This window comes from Janthinobacterium sp. GW821-FHT03A03 (assembly GCF_059421435.1).
The window spans coordinates 114689-138662 of sequence record NZ_JBWKUZ010000012.1; the positions used below are offsets into that span (position 1 = coordinate 114689).

Here is a 23974-nt window from a genome sequence, read left to right on the forward strand (position 1 = left end):
GTATATCCACTACCATGCATCCTTGTCATGTCGAGCAAACTCGCTGAATTCATCCGCGCACGGCGCGAAGCCGTCACCCCCGTCATGGCCGGTTTGCCCGGTGGCGGGCGCCGGCGCACGCCCGGTTTGCGGCGCGAAGAGCTGGCCCAGCTGTGCGATGTCAGTCCCACCTGGCTGACGTGGCTGGAGCAGGGGCGGCCCGTGTCGGCGTCGGCGAAGATGCTGTCTCGCCTGGCGCAGGTGCTGCAGCTGAGCGCGGCCGAGCGCGCCTATCTGTTCGAGGTGGCCGACAAACATGACCCCAGCCATGGAACAGGCGAGGGCGAGGGCCCTGCTGCCGCCGAGCTGGCCGCCATCGTCGCCGCCATCGACGCGCCCGCCTACATTCTCGACCGCGAATGGAGCGCCGTGGCGTGGAACGGCGCGGCGTCCGCCTTGTTTACGGGTTGGCTGCATGGCAATGGGGCCGCGCCGAATCAGCTGCGCTTCATGTTCCTGGAGCCTGGCGCGCGCGACCTGGTCGTTGGCTGGCCCGAGCGGGCGCGGCGGCTGGTGGCGGAGTTTCGCGCCGATATCGGCCGCCAGGCGGACCAGGCGCCGCTGGCCGGCCTGATCGCGGAGCTGGCCGACGCCAGTGCTGAATTTCGCCAGTGGTGGGGCGCGCAGCAGGTACAGGGCCGCGATGGGGGCGTGCGCCGCTTCCAGCATCCCCTGCAGGGGATGCTCAGCTACCATCAGGTGACCCTGCACCTGGCGCGTCAGCACGAACTGAAGCTGGTGATGCTGCTGTCCGTGTAGTTGCTCCTTTGAAAATGTAAAACGGCCGCGCTTGTTATAATCGGACTGACCGCTTGGCCTTGCCATCCTGTCCTGGCTCCGGCCGTCGCCATGATGACGGTCCCGCTCTTTCGCCAGGAGTCTGTCCTGATATCCCGCAATCCTAACCTGCGCAGCATCTATGTGATGCTGGTCGCCGTCGCCATGTTTTCCTTGATGGACACAGCCATGAAGCTGTTGTCCGCCCATTATCCGCCCATGCAGGTGACGGCCTTGCGCGCGTTGTCGTCCTTGCCGCTCGTTTGCCTGTACCTGCTGTACCGCGGCGCCTTCAAGAATGTGCTGAAGGTGCGCTGGCCGCTGCATGTGCTGCGCGGCGCGCTGGGCGTGCTGATGATTACCCTGTTCGCCTACGGCTTGAAACGCATGTCGCTGGCCGAGGCGTATTCGCTGTTCTTCGTCGCCCCCTTGCTGATCACGGTCCTGTCGGTGTTTATTCTGAAGGAAAAAGTCGACCTGGCCCGCTGGTGCGCCATCGCCGTCGGTCTCCTGGGCGTGCTGGTGGCGCTGCGCCCCGACGGTACCGGCTTCTTTTCGCTGGCCGGGCTGGCCGTGCTCGGCTCGGCTGCCTGTTACGCCATTTCCGCCGTCACGGGCCGCATCCTGAGCCGCACGGACGCCAGCGAAAGCATGGTGTTCTGGCTGATGGTGATGATGGCGGCCGGCGGCGTGGCCCTGTCGGCGCACGAGTGGGTCGACATCCGCCGCGAAGACTGGTGGCTGCTGGCGGGCTTGTCGCTGAGCGGCTTCCTGGGGCAACTGGCCATCACGGAGGCGTTTCGCCATGGCAAGGCGTCGAGTGTGGCGCCGTTCGAATATTCGGCCCTGGCCTGGGGCATGGCGCTGGACTGGCTGCTGTGGCGTGCCTTGCCTGACGAATACACGCTGGTCGGTGCGGCCATCATCATCGGCAGCGGCATTTACCTGGTGCGGCGCGAAGCCGTGCATGCGGAAAGCGAGCATCCATGACGGCCGAATGTGGTTTTTCTGGTGTGGTCCATGCCGCGCCGCAACGAAAATCCGGCAAATAGATATAATCGACAGATGTTAAAACAACGTACTATCAAACAATTGGTCCGCACCATTGGTGTCGGCTTGCATTCAGGAACCAAGGTAGAGCTGACCCTGCGTCCCGCCGCGATCGACACGGGCATCGTGTTTCGCCGCATCGACCTTGATCCTGTCGTGGAATTTCCCGCCAGCGCCATGGCAGTGGGCGATACGCGCATGGCGTCCGTGCTGATCAAGGACGGCGCCAGGGTGTCTACCGTGGAACACCTGATGTCGGCCGCTGCCGGCCTCGGCATCGACAATATGGTGATCGACGTGAATGCGGAAGAAATTCCCATCATGGACGGTTCCGCCTCGTCCTTCGTCTACCTGCTGCAGCAAGCCGGGGTGGAAGAGCAGCAGGCGCCGAAGAAATTCATCAAGGTCATCAAGCCCGTGGAAGTGCGTCATGGCAAGGGAGACGCGGAGAAATGGGCGCGCTTGTCGCCGTACGACGGCTTCAAGCTCGATTTCTTCATCGAATTCAACCACCCGGCCGTCGATGGCACGATGCAGCGCGCCTCCGTTGACTTTGGCGACGTATCGTACGTGCATGACGTGGCGCGCGCGCGCACTTTTGGTTTTATGCAGGACGTGGAAAGCTTGCGCGGCATGGGCCTGGCGCGGGGCGGTTCGCTGGAAAACGCCATCGTGATGGATGAATACCGCATCCTCAACGCCGATGGATTGCGCTATGAAGACGAGTTTGTGCGCCACAAGATTCTCGACGCCATCGGCGACCTGTACCTGGTGGGCCACCCGCTGCTGGCGTACTACACGGCGCATAAGTCTGGCCACGCGCTGAACAACCAGTTGCTGCTGGCGCTGCTGGAACAGCCGGATGCGTATGAAATCGTCTCGTTCGCCACCAACGAGGCGGCGCCTCAATCGTATCTGCGCCAGATGGAGCGCGAGTGGTCGCTTACTTGAGGGACGCCTCATTAAACCTACTGCGCGGGCCGATTTCCGGCCTGCGATGCTCACTGTGCTCTAGCGCAGTTGCGCTTCTTGACCAGAACTAGGCCCGCTCGCTACGGTTTTCTGAGGTGTCAAGACGCCGCATGGTGTTCTTAATCTTTTGGTTCGCGGTGGTGGCGCACCATGTTGCGCAGCGCTGCGATCAATTGCTCGTTCTGCTTCGATGGCGGCAGGGCCGTGCTCAGTTCTTCCAGGGCCGACATGGCTTTTTCCGGCAACACCAGCGCTCGCGTATGCACGATGGGCGCGATGCTCTTGATGACCTGCACTTTCAGCTTGATGCCTGAAATCTGCCAGCCCTTCTTTTCCAGTTCTCCTTGTAATTTCGGCAATTGCTGTTTGAGCTTGGCCGCCAGCGCCGCGTTCGGCGTAGCCAGTACCAGTTGGCCGCTCTCGAATTGCAGGATGTCGCAATGCTCGAACATCGCCGGCAATGCCTTGGCGCAATCTTTTTGCAGGGCGGCCAGGCGCGTGACGGTGGGCATCAAGGAAGCCATCGTGGCGTTGCCGCGCAGAAAATCGGTTGCGCCCGTGACGGCCGGGCCTGAACGGGCAAAGCCGTAGCCGCGGCGTGGTGCCGGAGAATATGTGGGAGTTCGCATGGCCGAAACATAGCACACTCGCCCGCGCATGACGAGGGCGGCGGCGAGGGCGGCGCAGGCGGGCAGGCCGTATTGCCTTACAGTATGGGAAATGTCCGCACTTTCTGCCATTTGTTTGTCATTAAGCTATTGTTATATGGTGCATTACCCCAACCTTGGCGGGAACGCATGATAAAATCATCGTCTTTTGCCATAGTCGAACTCCGTGCGGTTACGCGATTGTTACTTCGTCGTCACCTACCGAGCTTTTTTTAACGGCGTTTTTTCAAGAATTCAAGCATGTCATTACTGACCCAGATTTTCGGTAGCCGCAACCAGCGGCTGCTCAAGCAATACCAAAAAACGGTACGCGAGATCAATGCGCTCGAGCCGGCCATCGAAAAGCTGTCGGATGCCGAGCTGCAAGCGAAGACGCCTGCCTTCAAGGAACGCATCGCCGCCGGTGAATCGCTCGATGCCCTGTTGCCGGAAGCGTTTGCCGTCTGCCGCGAGGCCAGCAAGCGCGTCCTGCGCATGCGCCATTTCGACGTGCAGATGATCGGTGGCATGGTTTTGCATTTCGGCAAGATCGCGGAGATGGGCACGGGCGAGGGCAAGACCCTGATGGCAACCTTGCCAGCCTACCTGAACGCCTTGTCGGGCAAGGGCGTGCATATCGTGACTGTCAATGATTACCTGGCGCAGCGCGACGCCGAGACGATGGGCCGCCTGTATGCGTGGCTGGGCCTGTCGACGGGCGTGAACATGTCGCAGATGGAGCACAGCGCCAAGCAGCAGGCGTACAACTCCGACATCACGTATGGCACGAACAATGAATTCGGTTTCGACTTCTTGCGCGACAATATGGTCTACGAAGCGCGCGAGCGCGTGCAGCGCAGCCTGAACTTCGGCATTGTCGATGAAGTCGACTCGATCCTGATCGATGAAGCGCGTACGCCGCTGATCATTTCGGGCCAGGCCGAGAACCACACGGACCTGTATCACAAGATCAATGCAGTGCCTGCGCGCCTGACCCTGCAGATCGGCGAAGAAACGCCGGACGGCAAGGGCAAGGTCGAAGTGCCGGGCGACTACACCAAGGATGAAAAAGCGCACCAGGTGCTGCTGACGGAAGCGGGCCACGAAAAGGCCGAAAGCATCCTGATGGAGATGGGCCTGTTGCCGGAAGGCGCGTCGCTGTACGATTCGGCCAACATCACCCTCGTGCACCACCTGTATGCGGCCCTGCGCGCGCATGCGCTGTACTTCAAGGATCAGCACTATGTGGTGCAGAACAATGAAGTGGTGATCGTCGATGAATTCACGGGCCGTCTGATGACGGGCCGCCGCTGGTCCGACGGCCTGCACCAGGCCGTCGAAGCGAAGGAAGGCGTCAAGATTCAGAACGAGAACCAGACCCTGGCCTCGATCACCTTCCAGAACTATTTCCGCATGTACGCCAAGCTGGCCGGCATGACGGGTACGGCCGATACCGAAGCGTACGAATTCCAGGAAATCTACGGCCTGGAAACAGTTGTCATTCCGCAAAACCGTCCGCTGCAGCGCAAGGACCGCCAGGATCAGGTCTATAAATCGTCGGCGGAAAAATACAACGCGATGTTGAACGACATCCGCGACTGCTACGAGCGCGGCCAGCCCGTGCTGGTGGGTACGACCTCGATCGAGAACTCGGAACTGCTGTCGGGCATCCTGACCAAGGCCGGCTTGCCGCACAACGTGCTGAATGCGAAGCAGCATGCGCGCGAAGCGGAAATCATCGCCCAGGCAGGCCGTCCGAAAGCCATCACCATCGCCACCAACATGGCCGGTCGCGGTACCGACATCGTGCTGGGCGGCAACGTGGAAAACCAGATCAAGTTCATCGAAGCCAATCCTGAACTGAGCGACGCCGACAAGGCAGCCCAGTCGCAGACCCTGCGCGACGAATGGCAATCCTTGCACGACCACGTCGTCAATGCTGGCGGCTTGCACATCATCGGCACCGAACGCCACGAATCGCGCCGCGTCGACAATCAGCTGCGTGGCCGTGCCGGCCGCCAGGGCGATCCGGGTTCGTCGCGCTTCTACCTGTCGCTCGACGACGCGCTGCTGCGCATCTTCGCCGGCGACCGCGTGCGCGCCGTGATGGACCGCCTGAAAATGCCGGAAGGCGAACCGATCGAGGCAGGCATCGTGTCGCGTTCGATCGAATCGGCCCAGCGCAAGGTGGAAGCGCGCAACTTCGACATCCGCAAGCAATTGCTGGAATACGATGACGTCGCCAACGACCAGCGCAAGGTGATTTACCAGCAGCGTAACGAGCTGCTGGAAACGACCGATATTTCGGACATGATCGCTTCCCTGCGCCACGGCGTGTTCACCGACCTGGTGCACCAGTACGTGCCCGAAGAGTCGGTGGAAGAGCAGTGGGATATCAAGGGCCTGGAAAATACCCTGTCCGGCGAATGGCAGCTCGACTTGCCGCTGCAGCAAATGCTGGAAGCCGATTCGACCCTGACGGACGAGGAAATCCTGGAAAAAGTGCTGGCCGCGGCCGACGCCGTGTACCAGTCGAAGATCGACATCGTCGGCAAGGAATCGTTTGGCGGCTTCGAGCGCAATGTCATGCTGCAAAGCGTGGACAGCCACTGGCGCGAACATCTGGCGGCGCTCGATCACCTGCGCCAGGGCATCCATCTGCGCGGCTATGCGCAGAAGAACCCGAAACAGGAATACAAGCGCGAAGCGTTTGAACTGTTTGGCCAGATGCTCGACATGATCAAGAACGACGTCACGAAACACGTGATGACGGTGCGTATCCAGTCGCGCGAAGAAGTCGATGCGGCCGAACAGGCGATGCAGCAGTCGCACGTGGAAAACGTGCACTACCAGCACGCCGAATTCGACCCGAACGCGGCGCCGGAAGAACTGCTGGCGCCGACGGCTGGCGACGGCAACGACCAGTATGTCGACGACATGAGCGTGAGCATGGGCGTCAAGGTTGGCCGCAATGATCCATGCCCATGCGGCAGCGGCAAGAAGTACAAGGCTTGCCACGGCAAGCTGGCGTAAGGCCTGCTTGACAGCCTGAACAAGAACGGAGACTGCGGTCTCCGTTTTTTTTTGCAGCAACGTGTGGCCGGCTGCTCAGGGAAAGGCCCAGTACTGCGGCGCCTGCGAGGGAATGCCTTTCAAGCCGCCGCGGTTTTTTGCGCGCTGGCCCGTCTTGATCAGGGTGGCGATGTCGGTCAGCAGGACGCGGTTGCTGGCAAAGTAATCGTGGCCCATGAAATTCATGATGACGGCCGAGGCATCGACGAGTTCCATGCCGGGGATGCCGACGACGGGGCCGCGGATGTCGCCTATCCTGTCCCAATCGGCAAAATTGTAGGAAGCGCGGATGGCCTTGTCGTTCGCGGAGGCGTACAGCGTGGCGGGAAGCTTGAGGCTGGCAAAACGGGGAGCGATCTGCTCGCGGAACATATCGGCATTGATGTCCGGCGCCGCCAGCACCACCTGCTTGAACTGGGGCAGCAGGTCGGGGCGCTTTTCCAGCAAGTTGGCCAGGGCCACGGTCATCGGGCGGTTGCCCATGCTGTGGGCGATGATATAGATATCGGTGGCGAAAGCGTGCTCCGCGAAGTCGGCCAGGAAGGCCTGCAGGTGCGTCTGGGTCCATTCGGCGGCGTTTTCATCGAACTCATAGCCGGCCAGCGTGCCTTTTGATGGCCAGCTGTAGAACACGGGCAGGGCGCCGATATCGAGGTCGACGGCCATCTGCGCCGTGCGCCTGGCGGCGTCGTCAAAGGAATTGCTGTAGCCGTGGATGTAGACGAAGGCGGCGTGCCGTTCCGGCGCGGCCCGTAACCTGGCCTTGACGGTGGCAAGAAAATCCGCGCGCGACAGGCGTGTGCTTCCCTTGATTAGCACGTATTTTTGCGCATCGTCGCCGGAAAGGATGTCGTACCAGGGCGGCAGCGGCAGCTCGCCCGGCGCTCTTTTTTCGGGAATGCTCACCTGCACGCTACCGTAGCTCAGGTAGGGGGGCGTGCGGTTGGGCTGCCAGCCATAATTGTTGCGCTCTGGCAGGTACTTCCTGTCGGTGGCGTAGTACACGGTCACTTGCGTGGCAGCCGCTCCCCCATTTGTCCTGACGGGGGAGGAGGCTCTATCAATGGCGGAACCGGCACCTGCGGCCGCGCTACCGAGCTTGCCGAACAGCCCGCCCAGGCCCGCCCTGGACCACGAACTGGTCCAGGGCGTGTTTCGTGGCGGTGCCGTATCGCCGGGAGGCGCGGCTGCTGTCGCCGGCCGCGCGGCATCCTTGGGCGGCGGCGAGTGAGCCCGCAGCAGCGTGTCGGGCGTCTGTTCAGCGGGTGCGGGAGCGCGGGCGGCGTCGGTGGGACTGGGCGGTGCCGTGCATGCGGTCAACCAGGTAAGCAGGCAAAGCAGGTACAGCAGGAACGATAAGCATGACAGGCACGACAGGCACGACAGGCACGACAGGCACGACAGACCTGCGTCGCTGCGCTGTGTTGTGTATGATTTGCCATGGGCCATGACATTCTCCCTGGGCGGCGCTTACCAGACGCATAGTGGCCTGTTCCCCCATTTTAGCGCCGCCAGCCGGCATCAATCTGATAAATCGCAAGTCTGGCCACGCTAGTTGCCCGTCCCGCCGCCGCCGGTGCCGCCGCGACTATTCACTTGCCGCTTGTTCACCTGCGGCGCGAAGGCGCTACAATAGCGCTTCCATTTTCCCTAGCAGAAGAACTCATATGGCCGTCAATTCTCCCAAGCCCGTCGCCGCCGACTTGAAAGCCGTCGCCGGCATTGAAATCGGTGTCGCCGAAGCTGGCATCAAGAAACCCAACCGCAAGGATTTGCTGGTATTGAAACTGGCGCCGACGGCCACCGTGGCCGGCGTGTTCACCCTGAACCGCTTCTGCGCCGCGCCCGTGCAAATCTCGAAAGCCAACCTGGCCGCCGTGACGGCCGGCGCCGCACCGATCCGCGCGCTGCTGGTCAATACGGGCAACGCGAATGCGGGCACGGGCGATTCGGGCCTGGCCGACGCGCAGGCCAGCTGTGCTGCGCTGGCCGAGTTGCTGGGCTGCACGCCGCAGCAAATCCTGCCGTTTTCCACGGGTGTGATCCTCGAACCCTTGCCCGTGCAGCGCCTGGTCGCCGGTCTGCCGCAAGCCGTGGCAGCGTTGACGCCTGACAATTGGTTCTCGGCCGCAGAAGCTATCATGACCACCGATACGCAGCCGAAAGCGGGCTCGCGCACGGTGACCATCGGCGGCCACGCGGTCACCCTGACGGGCATCAGCAAGGGCGCCGGCATGATCAAGCCGAACATGGCCACCATGCTGGGTTTCCTCGCGTTCGACGCCACCGTGGCGCAACCGGTGCTGGACCAGCTGGTGAAACAGGCGGCCGATAAATCGTTCAACTGCATCACCATCGACGGCGACACGTCCACGAATGACTCGTTCATGCTGGTGGCCACGGGCGCCGGCAGCCTGGTCGTCGATTCCATCGATTCGCCGCACTATGCGCAACTGGCGGCGGCCGTCACCGAACTGTCGACTTTCCTGGCGCAAGCCATCGTGCGCGACGGTGAAGGCGCCACCAAGTTCATGACGGTGACGGTGGAAGACGGCCGCAACGTGGAAGAGTGCCGCAAGATCGCCTATTCCATCGCCCATTCGCCGCTGGTGAAAACGGCCTTTTTCGCGTCCGACCCGAACCTGGGCCGCATCCTGGCCGCCATCGGCTACGCAGGCGTGGATGACCTGGACGTGGGCCAGTTGAACCTGTATCTGGATGACGTGTGGGTAGCCAAGAATGGCGGCCGCAACCCCGATTACCAGGAGCAGGATGGCCAGCGCGTGATGCAGCAAAGCGAAATCACCATCCGTGTGAAACTGGCGCGCGGCGATGCCACGGCCACGCTGTGGACGTGCGACTTGTCGCATGACTACGTGTCGATCAACGCCGACTATCGCTCATGACCGGCCTCGATCAATTCCTGAGCCGCGCCGAAGCCTTGCTGGCGAGGGTGGAAGCGATCTTGCCGCAGGCGGCGCCCGCGCCGGACTGGAACAGCTTTGCCTTCCGCTGGCGCCGGCGCCCGGGCGCCGTGCCATGTCTGCAGGTGGTCGCCCACGTGTCGAACATCGCGTTGGACGACTTGCACAACATCGGCACGCAAAAGGCCCAGATCGAGCAGAATACGCGCCAGTTCGTGAGCAGCCGTCCAGCCAATAACGTGCTGCTGACGGGCGCGCGCGGCACGGGCAAGTCCTCGCTGATCAAGGCCTGCCTGAACCAGTTTGCCAACCAGGGCTTGCGCCTGATCGAAGTGGATAAAGCGGACCTGGCCGACTTGCCCGACATCGTCGACCTGGTGGCGGCGCGCCCCGAGCGCTTCATCATCTTTTGCGACGACCTGTCGTTCGAAGAGGGAGAAAGCGGCTACAAGGCGCTGAAAGTGGCGCTCGACGGCAGCATCGCCGCGCAATCGGACAATGTGCTGATCTACGCCACCTCGAACCGCCGTCACCTGATGCCGGAACGTATGTCCGACAACAGCAGCTACAAGACGGACGATGATGGCGATCTGCACCCTGGCGAGACGGTGGAAGAGAAAATCTCGCTGTCCGAGCGCTTCGGCCTGTGGCTGTCGTTCTATCCGTTCAAGCAGGATGATTATCTTGATATCGCCGCGCACTGGCTGGCCTCGTTCGGCTGCACGCCGGAGCAGATTGCCGCGGCGCGCGGCGACGCCCTGCGCTGGGCCTTGCAGCGCGGTTCCCGTTCGGGCCGGGTAGCCTGGCAATTTGCGCGCGATTATGCTGGGAAACTACCTGCGGGAAAGTTGCCGCTATGAGCGAAGTGAAAGTGAAACCGGTGGACGTGGCCGTCGGCATCCTGATGAAGCCGAACGGCGACGTCTTGCTGGGCCAGCGCCCGGCCGGCAAGCCGTATGATGGCTATTGGGAATTTCCTGGCGGTAAGGTCGAGCCGGGCGAAGCCATCCTTGACGCCTTGAAGCGCGAGTTTGTCGAAGAGCTCGGTTTGCATATCGACAGCGCCGAAGCCTGGTGCGGCGTCGAATACGTATATCCGCACGCTCATGTGCGCCTGCACTTCTATATCAGCCGCGACTGGCGCGGCGAGCCGCAAAGCCTGGAAGGGCAGGCGTTCGCCTGGCAGGGCACGGTCGGCGTGGAACCTTTGCTGCCCGCCACCATTCCCTTGCTGGAATGGCTGGACGAGGTGCGCCGGGAATCCCTGGCTGCCGCCTGAACGTGACTGGCGCCAGGATGCAGCCTTTGCGCTGCGCTGGCGCAAGCCTGTTTCATCCTTCCCTTGCATCGGCGATGTTTTGCGCTACAGTGCTTGCATGACGTACTGGGGGAATTCGCATGGCGCTGACCCTGACCCTGACCTTCACCGATACCGATGAATTGCTGCTCGCGGCGCTGCATAAGCGTGCCCGTGCGCATGGACGCAGCATCGAGGAAGAGCACCGCGATATTTTGCGCAGCGCCTTGCGGCCGTTGCCGAAGCGGCCGCTCGACGACATCTTGCGCGCCATGCCGGATGTGGGACTCGACACGGATTTCCACCGCCGCTCCTGACGCGCCATGCCCGGCTACCTGCTTGATACGGATGTGATCATTGCCGCGCGCAAGGGAGACAGGGCGCCAGCGGGCGTGGCCGCCTTTTTTGAGCGGAGCGCGCCGGAAGAGCGTTATGTGCCGGTGCAGGTGATCGCCGAGTTGCGTGCAGGCATACAACTGAGTTGGCGGCGCGAAGCAGCGCTCGAAGCGCTGGCCCTGGAAGGCTGGCTGGAAGCCGTGCTGGCGGAGTATGCGCCGCGGCTGCTGGACTTCGACCTCGATTGCGCCCTTGTCTGCGCCCGCCTGCAGGATGGCGGCAGCCGGGTGCGGGACGTGGACAGGCAGATCGCGGCGATGGGTATCGCCTATGGCTTGACGGTAGTCAGTGGACGGCTGGTCAACTTCGTGGCGCAGGGGCTGCGCCTGGAAAATCCGTTTGCTTGAAGATTACTGCGGCTTGTTGTCTTCGTCCGCCAGCGGATCTTCGAACGGGTCGGCGGCGGGAATCGTGTATTTTTCCTCGGCCCAGGCGCCCAGGTCGATCTGCTTGCAGCGTTCCGAGCAGAAGGGGCGGTATTTGTTGGCCTCAGTCCATTCGACTTTGGCGGCACAGGTAGGGCAGTTAACGACGGTCATGGCGATTACAGTTAAAAATTACAGAGTGTGAGCTCGAATGGTACATCGTCTTCCAGCGGCTTGGGTTTCAGGTCGCCGCCCTGGGTGGTGAAGCGTACCCACAGCATGTATTTGTTGGCGGAAATTTCCGGGATGGCGCCGCTGCTTTCGTCCAGACTCAGGCGCAGCATCTGGTACACCTTGCCTTGCAGCATTTGCTGGTAGCTGCCGCCATTGGCGATCAGCTTGACGGGGCCGCCGGAATCGCGCAGCAGGCGCAACACCAGGGCCAGCGCATCGAACAGGGGCGCCAGCGGGGCGAACCAGGCGTGGATATCGGTCAGGCGCTGCTCGCAGCTGCGCTTTTGCCAGGCAAAGTACGACGGCAAGTCGAATTCACAGGCGCCGCCCGGGATGATGGTGCGGCCGCGGATGCTCATCAGCCATTCATTGTCGCGGATATTCTGGCCCGTCTTGCCTTGCGCCGCCACCAGGGCGCCGCTAACGCTGTCGAGTTCGCCCAGTATGGCGTCCAGGGTTTCCGGTTCTACATTCGGGTTGCTGCGGTAGCCCAGCAGGCTTTGACGCTGGCGCTCGAGTTCCTGCAGCAGGTCTGACTTCAGGTCGGCGCGGCCCGCCACTTCGAGCATGTCGAAAATGGTTGCCAAAGCGACATGATGCTGCATTGCATGCTCTTGCTGGATGAAGAACTTGAATTTGTCGTACAGGTCTTCCAGCCGCAACAAGGTACGTATGCGTTCGTTGAAAGGGTATTCGTAGACAATCAAAATAATTCCCTTAAGTAAGGACCTGCAAACAATCCCGTGATTTTGAACCAAGCGTCGACAAATTACAAACGTTGCGACCCGATTCCAGCCATTCTTTTTGAAAATGCCAGATATAAATCGTGCAACTGGGCAATCTGCGGCTCCAGGGCCGCCAAATCGCCATTGTTGTCGATGACATCGTCCGCCGCGGCCAGGCGCATGGCGCGCGTGGCCTGGGTGGCCATGATGGCTTTGACTTGTTCTTCCGACAATCCATTGCGCGCCATCACGCGCGCTATCTGCAAACTCTCCAGGCAATCGATGACCAGCACGCGGTTGACTCTTTCCACCCAGCCGCCGGACTCGACCAGCAGGGGCACGGCAAAGATCACATAGCTGCCCGTCGCTTCGGCCGCGGCCGTCAGGGTGGCCTGGCGGATGCGCGGGTGCAGGATGGCTTCCAGTCTGGCCTTGGCGGCCGCGTCGGAAAAGACCAGCTTGCGCATTTTTACGCGGTCGAGGGCGCCGCGCGCATCGGCGTAGTCGGGGCCGAATTCCGCGACCAGGGCCGGCATGGCCGCGCCATCGGGTGCCGTCAGGCTGTGGGCGATCTGGTCGGTGTCGACGATGGCGGCGCCGCGCGCGGCGAACAGGTCGGCCACCGTGCTCTTGCCGCAACCGATGCCGCCGGTGAGACCCACGCTGAAATAGGGAGCGTCTTGTACTTGCATGTTGTTATCCATTCGGGATGTGGCACCGGTCAGCCGGGCAGGCCAGGCGTGAGCCGCGACAGGGAGGTGCCGTACAGCAGGGCGATGAAACCCGCGGCCGCCAGGTAGGGGCCGAACGGGATCGGATTGTCGCGGGCCCGCTTGGCAAACAGGATCAGGCCGATGCCGACCACGGCGCCCACCAGCGACGACAGTAATATGATGGTTGGCAACATAGTCCAACCGAGCCAGGCGCCTAGCGCGGCCAGCAACTTGAAGTCGCCAGCGCCCATGCCATCCTTGCCTGTCGCCAGCTTGTAGGCCCAGTACACGCTCCACAGGGCCAGGTAGCCGGCGGCCGCGCCGATGACGGCGTCCTGCAGGGGCACGAAAGTGCCATTGATATTGACCAGCAAGCCAGCCCACAGCAGGGGGAAGGTCAGGTCGTCGGGCAGCATTTGCGTATCGGCATCGATGAAGGTCATGGCGATCAGCAGCCAGGCAAAGACAAGCGTGGCGAGCCCCGTCCAGCCGCTGCCGAAATGCCAGACGAGTACGGCCGACAGCGCGCCCGTCAGCAATTCCACCAGTGGATAGCGGACGGAGATGGGCGCCTGGCAGGCGCTGCATTTGCCGCGCAGCAGCAAATAACTGATGACGGGAATGTTTTCCATGGCCGTGATGCGGTGGCCGCAGGCGGTGCAGTGCGAATGCGGCAGCATCAGGTTGTAGCGGTCCGTGTGCGGCAGCGGCTGGCCCGTTTCTTCCGCCACGTAATTGTCGGATTCGCGCTGCATCATTTTCGGCATGCGGTGGATCACCACGTTCAGGAAGCTGCCGACGATCAGGCCGAACAGGGCGGCGGCGAGGGTGACGGGCAGATTGCCGGGGGCGGCGAACAGCAGGGTATCTTGCAGCATGGTGAACTTGTCTGAGGGGATGAATGTTGCCGTGCAAACATTGCCTGGCACTGCAGCAGTGTAAAACATCCGCCGGCGCATGGGGGCGTTTTACGTGGACATGTCTTCAAATCACGGCGCCAAGCTTAAAAATCGGCAAATACAGGGCGATCACGAGGGCGCCGACGAGTACGCCCAGCACCACCATCAGCGCCGGCTCCAGCAGCGCAGTGAGGAGGGCGACGGTCGCTTCGATTTCCCCTTCGACGATCTCGGCCGCGCGCGACAGCATGGCGTCCAGCGCGCCGGACTCTTCGCCGATGAGGGCCAGCTGCGTCAGCAGGTCGGGGAACACGCCGCTGTGTTCCATGGCCAGGGCCAGGCTGCCGCCGGCGCGGATGTCGCGGTCGATGCGGGCGGTCGCCTCCTGGTACAGCGCGTGGCCGGAAGCGGCGCCGACCAGATCGAGCGAGTCGAGCAGGGGCACGCCGGCGGCGAACATGGCGGCCAGGGTGCGCGTCCAGCGGGCAATGGCCGCCTTGCGCAGCAGCGGGCCGGCCAGCGGCAGGCGCAGCGCCTGCAGTTGTGCCTGCCGGCGCAGGGCCGGCGAGCGGCGCCAGGCCAGGCGCAGCAGCACATAGGCCAGCACCAGTGCCGCCAGCAATGCCAGCCAGTAGCGCAGCAGGAAGGCAGACAAGCCCATGACCACCAGGGTGGGCAGCGGCAAGGGCGCGCCGAAGCTGTCGAAAACCTGGCGAAAGGCGGGCACGACCACGCTCATGATGATGGCCGTGACGACGATGGCGACGAGCACGATGACCAGCGGATACATCAGCGCGCCGCGCACCTGCCGCCGCAGGGCGATGGCCTTTTCCTGGTGCGTGGCCAGGCGCGCCAGCAATTCCTGCACGATGCCGGCCTGCTCGCCGGCCGCCAGCAGATTGCAATACAGTTCGTCGAACAGCAGGGGAAACTGGCGGAATGCCTGCTGCAGGCTGCTGCCCGCTTCTATGTCGTGGCGCAAGTGCCGCATCAGTTCCGTGATGGCGGGCTTGGCGTGGCCCTTGCCGGCGATGTCGAAGGCGTGCAGCAGCGGCACGCCGGCCGCCATCATGGTCGACAGCTGGCGCGTGAACAGGGCAATATCCTTCTGCGTGATGGCCTTGCCCGGCGCGGCGCGGGCCGCGCGCACGCGCGTGGCCAGGATGCCCTGGCGCCGCAGCGCGAGGCTGGCCGCCGCTGCGTCGGCTGCGCGCAGCATTCCGTCCACGGGCTTGCCATGGCGGTCCGTTCCCTTCCACGCAAACTGACGCTCGGCCGCCATGTGCGCCTCCTGCTGCCACTGTAGCAGCGGCAGGAAAAAACACCAGCAGCGCTGGCGCCACGCTTGATCTGGCTCAGCCCTTTGTGGCTTGTACTTCCGTCTGCACGACAGCCTGGGCCTTGACGTCGGCCGTCGCTTCCTCGTTGCTTTCCGAACCCTTGCTGATGCTTTCGCCATCGTCGCGGCGCAGGGTCCAGAAGGTCAGCGAGGACAGCACGGTCAAAGCGGCCAGCGTGAGGAAAGCGTGGTGCAGCGCCGTGCTCAGCATGGCGCGGTCCGATTGCGGCATGTCGCCCAGGTACCAGCCCGTGATCAGCGAGCCGAAGGCCAGGCCAAAACTCATCGACAGTTGCTGCATGGAACTGGCGATGGTGCTGGCCATGCTGGAATCGCTATTGTCGACGTCGGCATACGCGATGGTGTTCATGCTGGAAAACTGCAGCGAATTGAAAAAGCCCAGGCACAGGCTGATGGCGACGATCATGTATAGGGGCGTGCCCACGCCCACCAGCGAAAACATGGCGATGGTGATGCCGATGAGCACTGTGTTGACGATCAGCACCTGGCGATAGCCGAAGCGGGCCAGCACGCGCGCGGAAATGAATTTCATGCCCATGGCGGCCGCTGCCGACGGCATCATCAGCAAGCCCGACTGCCAGGCGGGCAAGCCCAGGCCCAGCTGGTACAGCAGCGGCAGCAGGAAGGGCAGGCCGCCCACGCCCAGGCGCGTGACGAAGCCGCCCACCACCGAGACGCGGAAGGTGCGGATCTTGAACAGGGTCAGGCGCAGCAGCGGGTGCAGCACTTCGCTCGAATGCCAGGCATACGCGGCCAGCAGGCTGATGGAGATGAACAGCAGCACGGCGGCCGAGGTGGGGTCGATCTTGTGCTCGCCGAATATTTCCAGCAGCCAAGACAGCAAGGCGATGCCCGTGCCGAACAGCACCAGGCCGATCAGGTCCAGCGGGCGCGGCTTGTCGCCGTAGTAGTCGGGCATGTAGCGGTGCGCCAGGTACAGCGCCGCCAGGCCCACGGGTACGTTGACGAAGAAAATCTCGCGCCACGACAGCCAGTGCACGATCAATCCACCCACGGTGGGGCCCAGCAGGGGGCCGATCAGGGCGGGGATGATGACGAAATTCATGGCCGCCAGCAATTGTGACTTGGGAAAGGTGCGGATGATGGTCAGCCTGCCCACCGGCATCATCATGGCCGCGCCCACGCCCTGCAGCAGCCGCGCCGCCACCAGCATCGGCGAATTGACGGACAGGCCGCACAGGATGGAGGCAATGGTGAAGATGGCAACAGCGGCGGAAAACACGCGCCGCGTGCCGAAGCGGTCGGCCATCCAGCCGCTGATGGGAATGCACACGGCCAGGCTCAGGATATAGCTGGTGACGACGGCTTTCAGGCTCAGCGGCGTCACGTGCAGGCTGGCAGCCATGGCGGGAATGGCGGTGTTGACAATGGTGGAGTCGAGTTGCTCCATGAACAGGGCGGTGGCGACCACCCAGGGAAGGTAGCTTTTAATCGGGGAACTGGTCATGGATGCGAGCCTGGGGAGGAGAAACGGAGCCGACAGTGCGGTGGATTGTCACATAAATGGCGCTGGCGTGCCGCCCGCGCTGTCCATTTCGCCCTCGTGTCGACGGAATAGTCCATGGAACATTTGTTCTATGGCAATAGATCCCAGGCACGGCTAGCATGTGTTTCCTGACATCTCCGGTCTCTTCCTTCCTGAAAAGTTACCTCAAATGAAAAATGTACTTACGTTTCTTGTCCTGGGCGCGGCCCTGTCCGCATGTGGCGGCGGCAGCGGTGGCGGCGCGCCTGAGACACCGGCGACGCCGCCGGTCGTGGTGACGCCACCCGTTACCCCCGCTGACAGCGTGACGCTGGCGTCGGAAGCCGTGGCCAAAGAGGCCGGCCTGAACGTCATTGCCGGCGCCGGCGCCGATGAAAGCGTCTATGACGTGGCTGCCGATATCGGCGACACCTGGCGCATCACGTTTGACCGCGTCAAGAAAACCTATGCCATCCGTGTCCTGTCGACGCAGTTCGGCTTGAGCGACCGCAGCGGTACGTTCAGCGCTACCACCGCCGGCAATCTCACCACCTACACGGCAACGGATTTCAGCGTCACCGTCGATGCGCGCACGCGTCTTCTGTCGGGCAATATCAAGCTGGGTAACATGGCGTCGACCGTCAGCGGCACCGGCTACACGGTGGGCGATGTCGCCCGGCTGGCCGGCAGCTATATTTTCCTGGGCGCCATGCGCAACGCATCGAATGGCGCTGACCGTTTCAATCCGAAAGGCAGTTTCAGGATCGCTGCCGACGGAGCGGCCCGACTGTGCAATGGCGGTGTTTTCGATGCCCAGGGCGTCTGCTCGGCCGTGCCGGGCTTGCCGCCGCCGGAAGGCGCGGATTTGACGCTGGTCAAGGATGCGAAGAACGGCTTGCTTGTCGCCCGCCAGGGCGGCCAGGACTTCGGCATCGTGCACGTGCATGCGGGGGACCGGGGGCTGGCGCTGTTCATCGACCGCTATAGCCGGAACCAGGAAAATGTCCTGCGCGTGGGTACCATCGTGGCGGCCAAGCAACAGAAGATTGGCACAGAAATCAATGGCAGCTACGCGTGCGCGGAGCAGGGCGGCACGACGGGCAAGATCGATATCGCCGGCAATGTGGCGACCATCACGAACAATGCCAGCGGCAAGGTACACGGGGAAAACGTGAGCTTGAACAAGCTGGGCACGGGGTCCCAGGCCGTCGAATTCGACGGCGTCGCCGTATTCAAGGACCCGGCCGACGCGCTGGCCGATTACGCGATGTTCATGCCCGTCTCGTCGAGCATGGCGGTGCAGTTCTCGACCGACCGCTCCTTCCTGACGAGCTGCCTGAAAAAGTAAAGCCTAGCGCGGGAGTGCGTCGAGCGCCGCCAGCAGCGGAAGCGTCGCGTCGGCGATGCGCTCCAGGCTGGCCTCGCGCAGGGCGGCGGTGTCCACCGTGTGCGCCGAGTCCAGCCCGGCCCAGCGCAGCAGCGCCGAACACGCGGCGGGCGTGTCGAACATGCCGTGCAAATAGCTGCCCAGGATTTGCCCGTCACCCGATACGGCGCCTTCCGGCCGGCCTTCGATGACGAAGGCCGGCTGCCGCAATGCGGCGCCATGCGACACGCCCATGTGGATTTCATAGCCGGCTACGGGCGCGTCTGCCGCGCCGGCAAATGCGCAATGGCCGCTCACCTGTTGCAGGCGTTTGTCCGTCGTCAGATCCGTCAGCATATCGAGCAGGCCCAGTGCCTTTGACTCTCCCGCCGCGCCTTCCGCGCCCAGCGGATCGCGCACGCTTTGCCCCAGCATCTGGAAGCCGCCGCAGATGCCGAGCACCTTGCCGCCGTAGCGCAGGTGCTTGGCCAGGTAGGCGGGCCAGCCCTGCTGCTGCAGCCAGGCCAGGTCGCCGCGCGTGTTCTTGCTGCCGGGCAGGATCACCAGGTCGGCAGGGGGAATCGGTTGCCCTTGCTGGATGAATTGCAGGTCGATGCCAGGGTGGGCGCGCAGGGCGTCCACATCCGTGTGGTTGCTGATGCGCGGCAGTTGCGGCACCACCACCTTGAAGGCGCCCCGTTCGGTCTGCATGGCTTCGACCGCATCTTCCGCATCGAGGAACAGGCCTTGCAGATAGGGCAGCACGGCCAGCACGGGCTTGCCCGTCTGCTGTTCCAGCCACTCGATGCCGGGCGCAAGCAGCGAGATGTCGCCGCGGAAGCGGTTGATGACGAAGCCGATGATGCGCGCGCGCTCGCTGTCGGACAGGCAGGCCAGGGTGCCGATGATGTGGGCGAAGACGCCGCCCCGGTCGATGTCGGCGACGAGGATCACGGGGCAGTCGACGGCTTCGGCAAAGCCCATGTTGGCGATGTCGCGCGCGCGCAGGTTGACTTCGGCGGGGCTGCCCGCGCCTTCGACGACGACGGCGTCGTACTGCTGGCGCAGGCGCGCATACGACTCCAGCACGGCGCCCATGGCGATGGTTTTATACTGTTGGTAATCGCGCGCATCCATTTCGGCGCGCACCTTGCCGTGGATGATTACTTGCGCACCCGTGTTCGAGGACGGTTTTAGTAGTACCGGATTCATGTCCGTGTGCGGCGCAATGCCGCAGGCCAGCGCCTGCAGCGCCTGGGCGCGGCCGATCTCGCCGCCGTCCGCTGTCACGGCGCTGTTCAAGGCCATGTTTTGCGGCTTGAACGGCGCCACCGTCACGCCACGGCGCTTCAACAACCGGCACAGGGCTGCCACGACGGTGCTCTTGCCCGCGTCGGACGTCGTGCCCTGTACCATCAGGGCGGGGAAGGGAAGCTTCATGCCTGCTGCTCCTGCAGATGTTGCCAGCGCGCGATGATGTCGCTGATCTGGCGCAGCCCTTCGGTAATCGCCGCCGGGCCGGGCGACAGGATGTCGGGCGACTTGATCTCGAACAGCATGTCATTGCGTACGGCGGGAATCGCATCCCAGCCCGGGCGCGCCGCCAGTTGCGCCGGCTGGAACTTCTTGCCGCACCAGCTGGCGAGGATGATGTCGGGCGCGCGCCGCACCACCTCCCGCGGCTCGGCGATGATGCGTTCCTTTGCGCCCGGCTGCACGGACAATTCCGGGAAGGCGTCCGCGCCGCCGGCGATGACGATCAATTCCGCTGCCCAGCAGATGCCGCTCATCAGGGGATCATTCCACTCTTCAAAGTAAATCAAGGGCTTGCGCGTCCAGGCTGCGGCGCGGGCGCGGGCGGCGGCGATGTCGGCGCGCAGGCTGGCGACGAGCTCGCGGCCTGCCTCCTCGCGCTGGACCAGCGCGGCCAGCACGGCGATCATGCGCAGGATGCCGTCCACCGTGCGCTGGTTAAACTGGTGCACTTCGATGCCGGCCTTGACCAGGTCGCGGCAAATGTCCGCCTGCATGTCGCAAAAACCGATCACCAGGTCAGGCCGGACGGCCAGGATGCGCTCCAGATTTGACGAGGAAAAACCGCTGATCCTGGTTTTTTCCTCGCGTGCGCGGGCCGGGCGCACGGTAAAGCCCGAGATGCCCGCGATGACGTCTTGGGCGCCCAGCGCGTACAGCGTTTCCACGGCCTCCGTCGACAGGCAGGCGATGCGCTGGTAGTGACTCGCTGCGTGGCTCATTGCGCGCCCTTGGCTGCGGGAGCGGTACGGCGCTGGCGGGCCGCTTCCAGCTGCTCGCACATGGCGGCCGTGCCTTCGATCATCCGCGGACCGGCGCGGTTCAGCAGGTCGCCATTGAGGCGCAGCAGATTATTCCTGCGTACGGCCGTCATCGACGGGAAGGCGCGCCACATGGCCAGGCCGCCCTCGCTGCGCGGGTCGCTCTTTTCGCTGGTGCCGAAAATGACTTCCGGGTCTTCCTGCAGCACGCCTTCCGGCGTGACGACGGGCGCCACCACCTTCATCGCGGCAAACACATTCTGGCCGCCGCAGACGCGCATGGAGTCGCTGATGATGCTCGCGCCGCTCAGCGTATACAAAGGTTTGTCCCACACCTGGTAAAACACGCGCACGGGCGGACGCTGCGCATATTGCGCCGTCAGGCTGGTCAGTTTGGCGCGCAGTTGGGCGGCGGCCGGTTTGGCGATTTTTTCCGTTCCCATCAGCTGGCCCAGGCGCTCCATGCTGTCGGGAATGTCGGCCAGCTTGCGCGGTTCGCTGTGATAAATCGGCACCTTCAGCTGGCGCAGCATGGCGATCTGGCGCTCGGCGCTGCCGTGCATCCATACGACGATCAGGTCCGGCTTCATGGCGATGATGCGCTCCATGTCGTACTGGCGGTTGTCGCCCACCTGCGGCAGTTTCTTGGCCGCTTCCGGGTAGTCGCTATAGCTGACGACGCCGGCGATTTTCTCGCCGCCGCCAGCGGCGAACAGCAGTTCCGTGACGTGCGGCGCCAGTGCCAGTATGCGCTGGGCCGGCTTGGCCATGGTGATGGTATTGCCGTCGTCGTCGCGCACGGTGATGGCGGCATGCGCCTGCAGCGAGACCAGTCCGGCCAGCAGTAGCGATATTTTCAGGATTTTCATGTGTGCTTCCATGTAGTGAGGGCCTGCTGCAGGCGCAGCCAGGCGTGTTCGTCGGGGGGCAGGCCCAGGCGGATGCCGTGGGCGGCGTGGCGGAACAGGCGCACCCAGATGCCAGATTCCGCCATGTGGCGCCAGAGCGCCTCGGCGCGTGCTTCCGGCCACCACTGGAACAGCGCCGTGCCGCTGCTGGCAATGCCGTGCGCGGCCAATAGCTGGTGCAGGCGGGCGCCTTCGCCGCGCAGGCGCTCGCGCATGGCGTCCTGCCAGTGCGTGTCCGTCAGGGCCGCCAGCGCTACCTGCTGCGCCGGGCCGCTGACGCTCCACGGTCCCAGCATGTCGGCCAGCTGTGCCAGCAGCGCGGGATGGGCGGCGACACAGCCCAGGCGCAGACCCGCCAGGCCAAAGAATTTACCCACCGAGCGCAGCACGATCAGACCCGGCTGGCCCGAGTGCGGCCCCAGGCTGACTGGCGCTTCCGTATCGCCAAACGCTTCATCGACCACCAGCCAGCCGCCGCGCGCGGCCAGCTGGCCCGCCCATGCCAGCAGTAGTTCGGGGGCGATGCGCTCGCCCGTGGGATTGTTCGGATTGCAGACGACCATCACGTCGCAGCTGTCCACGGCCTCGGCCAGCTGCGCATATGGTACTTGCCGCAATTGGTGGCCGTGCTGGCCCCAGTGGTGTGCGTGTTCCGCGTAGGACGGTGCGGCCACCACCACGCGCGATGGCGCGCGCAGCCGGGGCAGGGCCTGGATGGCGGCCTGTGTGCCTGCGACGGGCAGCATGGCAGGCGCGTCGTAGTACGCGCAGGCGGCAGCCGCCAGCGCGGGATCGGCTTCCGGCAGCCGGTGCCAGGCGTTGGCGTCGGGTGCTGGCGCTGCATACCAGTGCGGATTGATGCCGGTCGACAGGTCGATCCAGTCTTCCAGGGGCCGGCCATACGTGCGCGCGGCGTCGCGCAGGTTGCCGCCATGTTCAAGCAAGGTATTTTCCCCTCAAGTAGTACAGCCCGGCCAGCAGCGCCACCCAGATCAGCCACAGCACTGCCGTCTCGGCCACCAGGCGCCAGGCGCGGTCGATGTCGCGCGCTTCGGCGGGACGGCCGGCGCCCAGCGGCGGGCGGGGTTCCAGCTCGCCGTCATAGATGGCGTCGCCACCAAGAGCCAGGCCCAGGGCGCCGGCGCCGCTGGCCATCACGGGACCCGCATTCGGGCTGCCCCAGGCGGGGGCCTGGCTGCGCCAGCAGTGCCATGCGCGCTTCTTGTCCGCCATGCTCTTGCCCAGCAAGACATACGACAGGGCCGTCAGGCGCGCCGGCAGGTAATTGAGGATGTCGTCGATGCGCGCGGCGCAGCAGCCGAACCAGTCGTAGCGCGCATTGCGGTAGCCCCACATGGCATCGAGGGTATTGGCCAGCCTGAAGAGCACGGCGCCGGGGCCGCCCGCCACGGCAAACCAGAACAGGGTGCCGAAGACGGCGTCGTTGCCGTTTTCCAGCAGGGATTCCGTGCTGGCCTTGGCCAGGCTGGCCGCATCGGCGTTGGCCGTGTCGCGGCTGACGATGCGCGCCGTCAGCAGGCGCGCGTTGTCCAGGTCGTCGATGGCCAGGGCATCGGCGATCGGCTGGTTGTGGTCACGCAGGCTGCGCAGGCCCAGGCACAGATACAGCAAAAAAACGTGCAGCGCCGCACCCGAGAGGCCGCACAGCCAGCAGGCAGCATAGCTGATGGGCAGCACGGCCAGCGTCCATGCCAGCGCGCCGCGCAGAAAACGCCCACGGCCCCGGTTCAACCGGCGCTCCAGCGCGCTGGCGAGGCGGCCAAAACCCACCAGCGGATGCCAGCGGCGCGTTTCTCCCAGCAGCATGTCGAGCAGCACGCCGGCCGTCATCAGGGCGGCCAGCATGGGCAGCGACAGGCCGCTCAGCATGGGCCGCCTTTCAGGTGCAGGGGCAAGCCGGCGGCGATAAAGACAACCTTGTCGCACACGGCCGCCACGGCCTGGTTCAAGCGGCCCGCTTCATCGGTGAAGCAGCGCGAGATGGCGCCGTAGGGCACGATGCCCATGCCCACTTCGTTCGAGACGAGCACAAGGTTGCAGCCGGTGTCTTCGATTTCGGCCAGCGCGTACAGCAGATGCGCGCGCTCGCTGTGGAACAGCTCCGGCAGGACGATGTCGCCCACGTCCGGATATGTCTCGCCGCTGGAAAACATCAGATTCGTCAGCCACAGGGTCAGGCAGTCGACCAGCAGCAGGCGGCCGGGCCGTGCCTGCCGAAGGATGGCGTCGCCCAGCCGCAGCGGCTCTTCCACAGTGACCCATTCTGCCGGTCGCTGCGCCCGGTGATGCGTGATGCGCGCGGCCATCTCGCCGTCGCCCGCCTGCGCGGTGGCGATGTAGATCACCTCCTTGCCGGACTCGCGGGCCAGCTTTTCCGCATGGGCGCTCTTGCCGGAACGGGCGCCGCCGAAGACCAGGGTGCGCGTCAT

The 23974-nt window shown here is 64.0% G+C and carries 24 protein-coding genes; 10 read left to right on the forward strand and 14 right to left on the reverse strand.

Annotation, left to right across the window (positions count from 1 at the left end; translation table 11 throughout):
* The first annotated feature begins 27 nt into the window (after window positions 1-27).
* The 3 genes from AC07VI_RS20330 to lpxC all read left to right on the forward strand — a co-directional run bounded on the left by AC07VI_RS20330 (window position 28) and on the right by lpxC (window position 2817).
* Complete coding sequence (locus tag AC07VI_RS20330; RefSeq protein ID WP_086145320.1) at window positions 28-798, forward strand: helix-turn-helix transcriptional regulator; 771 nt, start codon at window positions 28-30, stop codon at window positions 796-798.
* Window positions 799-963: 165 nt separating this feature from the next.
* A complete protein-coding gene (locus tag AC07VI_RS20335) occupies window positions 964-1806 on the forward strand; it encodes a DMT family transporter (RefSeq protein WP_086145355.1) in 843 nt (280 codons plus the stop codon).
* Between the two features lie 75 nt (window positions 1807-1881).
* Window positions 1882-2817 carry a UDP-3-O-acyl-N-acetylglucosamine deacetylase gene (gene lpxC / locus AC07VI_RS20340; RefSeq protein WP_086145321.1) on the forward strand — a complete coding sequence of 312 codons (936 nt, stop codon included), beginning with the start codon at window positions 1882-1884 and terminating at the stop codon, window positions 2815-2817.
* Window positions 2818-2957: 140 nt separating this feature from the next.
* On the opposite strand, the gene AC07VI_RS20345 is transcribed toward lpxC, so the two are convergent.
* On the reverse strand, window positions 2958-3467 hold the full coding sequence (locus tag AC07VI_RS20345) for a DciA family protein (protein WP_086145322.1): 510 nt from the start codon (window positions 3465-3467) through the stop codon (window positions 2958-2960).
* 279 nt (window positions 3468-3746) lie between these two features.
* On the opposite strand from AC07VI_RS20345, the gene secA reads away from it, so the two are divergent.
* Window positions 3747-6518: a preprotein translocase subunit SecA gene (secA, locus tag AC07VI_RS20350; RefSeq protein ID WP_086145323.1), complete on the forward strand. Its 2772-nt coding sequence runs from the start codon at window positions 3747-3749 to the stop codon at window positions 6516-6518.
* A gap of 75 nt (window positions 6519-6593) precedes the next feature.
* On the opposite strand, the gene AC07VI_RS20355 is transcribed toward secA, so the two are convergent.
* The gene (locus AC07VI_RS20355; RefSeq protein ID WP_492992565.1) at window positions 6594-8006 is read right to left on the reverse strand and encodes an alpha/beta hydrolase; all 1413 of its coding nucleotides are present in this window, start codon (window positions 8004-8006) and stop codon (window positions 6594-6596) included.
* Window positions 8007-8224: 218 nt separating this feature from the next.
* Between AC07VI_RS20355 and argJ the strand changes: the two genes are divergently transcribed.
* From argJ to AC07VI_RS20380, 5 genes are all read left to right on the forward strand, one after another.
* A complete protein-coding gene (argJ, locus tag AC07VI_RS20360) occupies window positions 8225-9463 on the forward strand; it encodes a bifunctional glutamate N-acetyltransferase/amino-acid acetyltransferase ArgJ (RefSeq protein WP_086145325.1) in 1239 nt (412 codons plus the stop codon).
* Complete coding sequence (locus tag AC07VI_RS20365; RefSeq protein ID WP_099419622.1) at window positions 9460-10341, forward strand: ATP-binding protein; 882 nt, start codon at window positions 9460-9462, stop codon at window positions 10339-10341. The genes argJ and AC07VI_RS20365 overlap by 4 nt, the downstream gene beginning before the upstream one ends.
* Window positions 10338-10760 (forward strand): NUDIX domain-containing protein, encoded by a 423-nt coding sequence (locus tag AC07VI_RS20370; protein WP_086145327.1) that lies wholly within the window; start codon window positions 10338-10340, stop codon window positions 10758-10760. Before AC07VI_RS20365 ends, AC07VI_RS20370 begins: the two co-directional genes overlap by 4 nt.
* 119 nt (window positions 10761-10879) lie before the next feature.
* Window positions 10880-11095, forward strand: coding sequence for a FitA-like ribbon-helix-helix domain-containing protein (locus AC07VI_RS20375; RefSeq protein WP_492992568.1), 216 nt, complete (start codon window positions 10880-10882; stop codon window positions 11093-11095).
* Between the two features lie 6 nt (window positions 11096-11101).
* Entirely contained in the window at window positions 11102-11521 is a 420-nt protein-coding gene (locus AC07VI_RS20380; protein WP_086145329.1) for a PIN domain-containing protein, read from the forward strand.
* Window positions 11522-11524: 3 nt separating this feature from the next.
* Here the strand turns inward: AC07VI_RS20380 and yacG are convergent, their stop codons facing one another.
* The 6 genes from yacG to AC07VI_RS20410 form a co-directional block, all read right to left on the reverse strand.
* Entirely contained in the window at window positions 11525-11713 is a 189-nt protein-coding gene (gene yacG, locus AC07VI_RS20385; protein WP_071325269.1) for a DNA gyrase inhibitor YacG, read from the reverse strand.
* Window positions 11714-11724: 11 nt separating this feature from the next.
* Complete coding sequence (gene zapD / locus AC07VI_RS20390) at window positions 11725-12480, reverse strand: cell division protein ZapD (protein ID WP_086145330.1); 756 nt, start codon at window positions 12478-12480, stop codon at window positions 11725-11727.
* 62 nt (window positions 12481-12542) lie between these two features.
* Window positions 12543-13190: a dephospho-CoA kinase gene (gene coaE, locus AC07VI_RS20395; protein WP_086145331.1), complete on the reverse strand. Its 648-nt coding sequence runs from the start codon at window positions 13188-13190 to the stop codon at window positions 12543-12545.
* A 29-nt stretch (window positions 13191-13219) separates the two neighbouring features.
* On the reverse strand, window positions 13220-14089 hold the full coding sequence (locus AC07VI_RS20400) for a prepilin peptidase (RefSeq protein WP_086145332.1): 870 nt from the start codon (window positions 14087-14089) through the stop codon (window positions 13220-13222).
* Between the two features lie 106 nt (window positions 14090-14195).
* Window positions 14196-15392 carry a type II secretion system F family protein gene (locus AC07VI_RS20405; protein WP_099375307.1) on the reverse strand — a complete coding sequence of 399 codons (1197 nt, stop codon included), beginning with the start codon at window positions 15390-15392 and terminating at the stop codon, window positions 14196-14198.
* A 73-nt stretch (window positions 15393-15465) separates the two neighbouring features.
* Window positions 15466-16938: a DHA2 family efflux MFS transporter permease subunit gene (locus AC07VI_RS20410; protein WP_226936235.1), complete on the reverse strand. Its 1473-nt coding sequence runs from the start codon at window positions 16936-16938 to the stop codon at window positions 15466-15468.
* 208 nt (window positions 16939-17146) lie between these two features.
* Between AC07VI_RS20410 and AC07VI_RS20415 the strand changes: the two genes are divergently transcribed.
* Window positions 17147-18304 (forward strand): hypothetical protein, encoded by a 1158-nt coding sequence (locus AC07VI_RS20415; protein WP_086145335.1) that lies wholly within the window; start codon window positions 17147-17149, stop codon window positions 18302-18304.
* Window positions 18305-18307: 3 nt separating this feature from the next.
* Here the strand turns inward: AC07VI_RS20415 and AC07VI_RS20420 are convergent, their stop codons facing one another.
* The 6 genes from AC07VI_RS20420 to cobU are packed head-to-tail and all read right to left on the reverse strand — an operon-like array spanning window position 18308 to window position 23974.
* Entirely contained in the window at window positions 18308-19762 is a 1455-nt protein-coding gene (locus AC07VI_RS20420; RefSeq protein ID WP_492992572.1) for a cobyric acid synthase, read from the reverse strand.
* Entirely contained in the window at window positions 19759-20577 is an 819-nt protein-coding gene (locus tag AC07VI_RS20425; protein ID WP_492992574.1) for an ABC transporter substrate-binding protein, read from the reverse strand. The genes AC07VI_RS20420 and AC07VI_RS20425 overlap by 4 nt, the downstream gene beginning before the upstream one ends.
* Window positions 20574-21485 carry a cobalamin-binding protein gene (locus AC07VI_RS20430; RefSeq protein ID WP_492992576.1) on the reverse strand — a complete coding sequence of 304 codons (912 nt, stop codon included), beginning with the start codon at window positions 21483-21485 and terminating at the stop codon, window positions 20574-20576. The genes AC07VI_RS20425 and AC07VI_RS20430 overlap by 4 nt, the downstream gene beginning before the upstream one ends.
* Complete coding sequence (gene cobD / locus AC07VI_RS20435) at window positions 21482-22468, reverse strand: threonine-phosphate decarboxylase CobD (protein ID WP_099419621.1); 987 nt, start codon at window positions 22466-22468, stop codon at window positions 21482-21484. The genes AC07VI_RS20430 and cobD overlap by 4 nt, the downstream gene beginning before the upstream one ends.
* On the reverse strand, window positions 22461-23414 hold the full coding sequence (gene cbiB, locus AC07VI_RS20440) for an adenosylcobinamide-phosphate synthase CbiB (RefSeq protein ID WP_492992578.1): 954 nt from the start codon (window positions 23412-23414) through the stop codon (window positions 22461-22463). Before cbiB ends, cobD begins: the two co-directional genes overlap by 8 nt.
* Window positions 23408-23974, reverse strand: a complete 567-nt coding sequence (gene cobU, locus AC07VI_RS20445; protein WP_086145341.1) for a bifunctional adenosylcobinamide kinase/adenosylcobinamide-phosphate guanylyltransferase — start codon at window positions 23972-23974, stop codon at window positions 23408-23410. The genes cbiB and cobU overlap by 7 nt, the downstream gene beginning before the upstream one ends.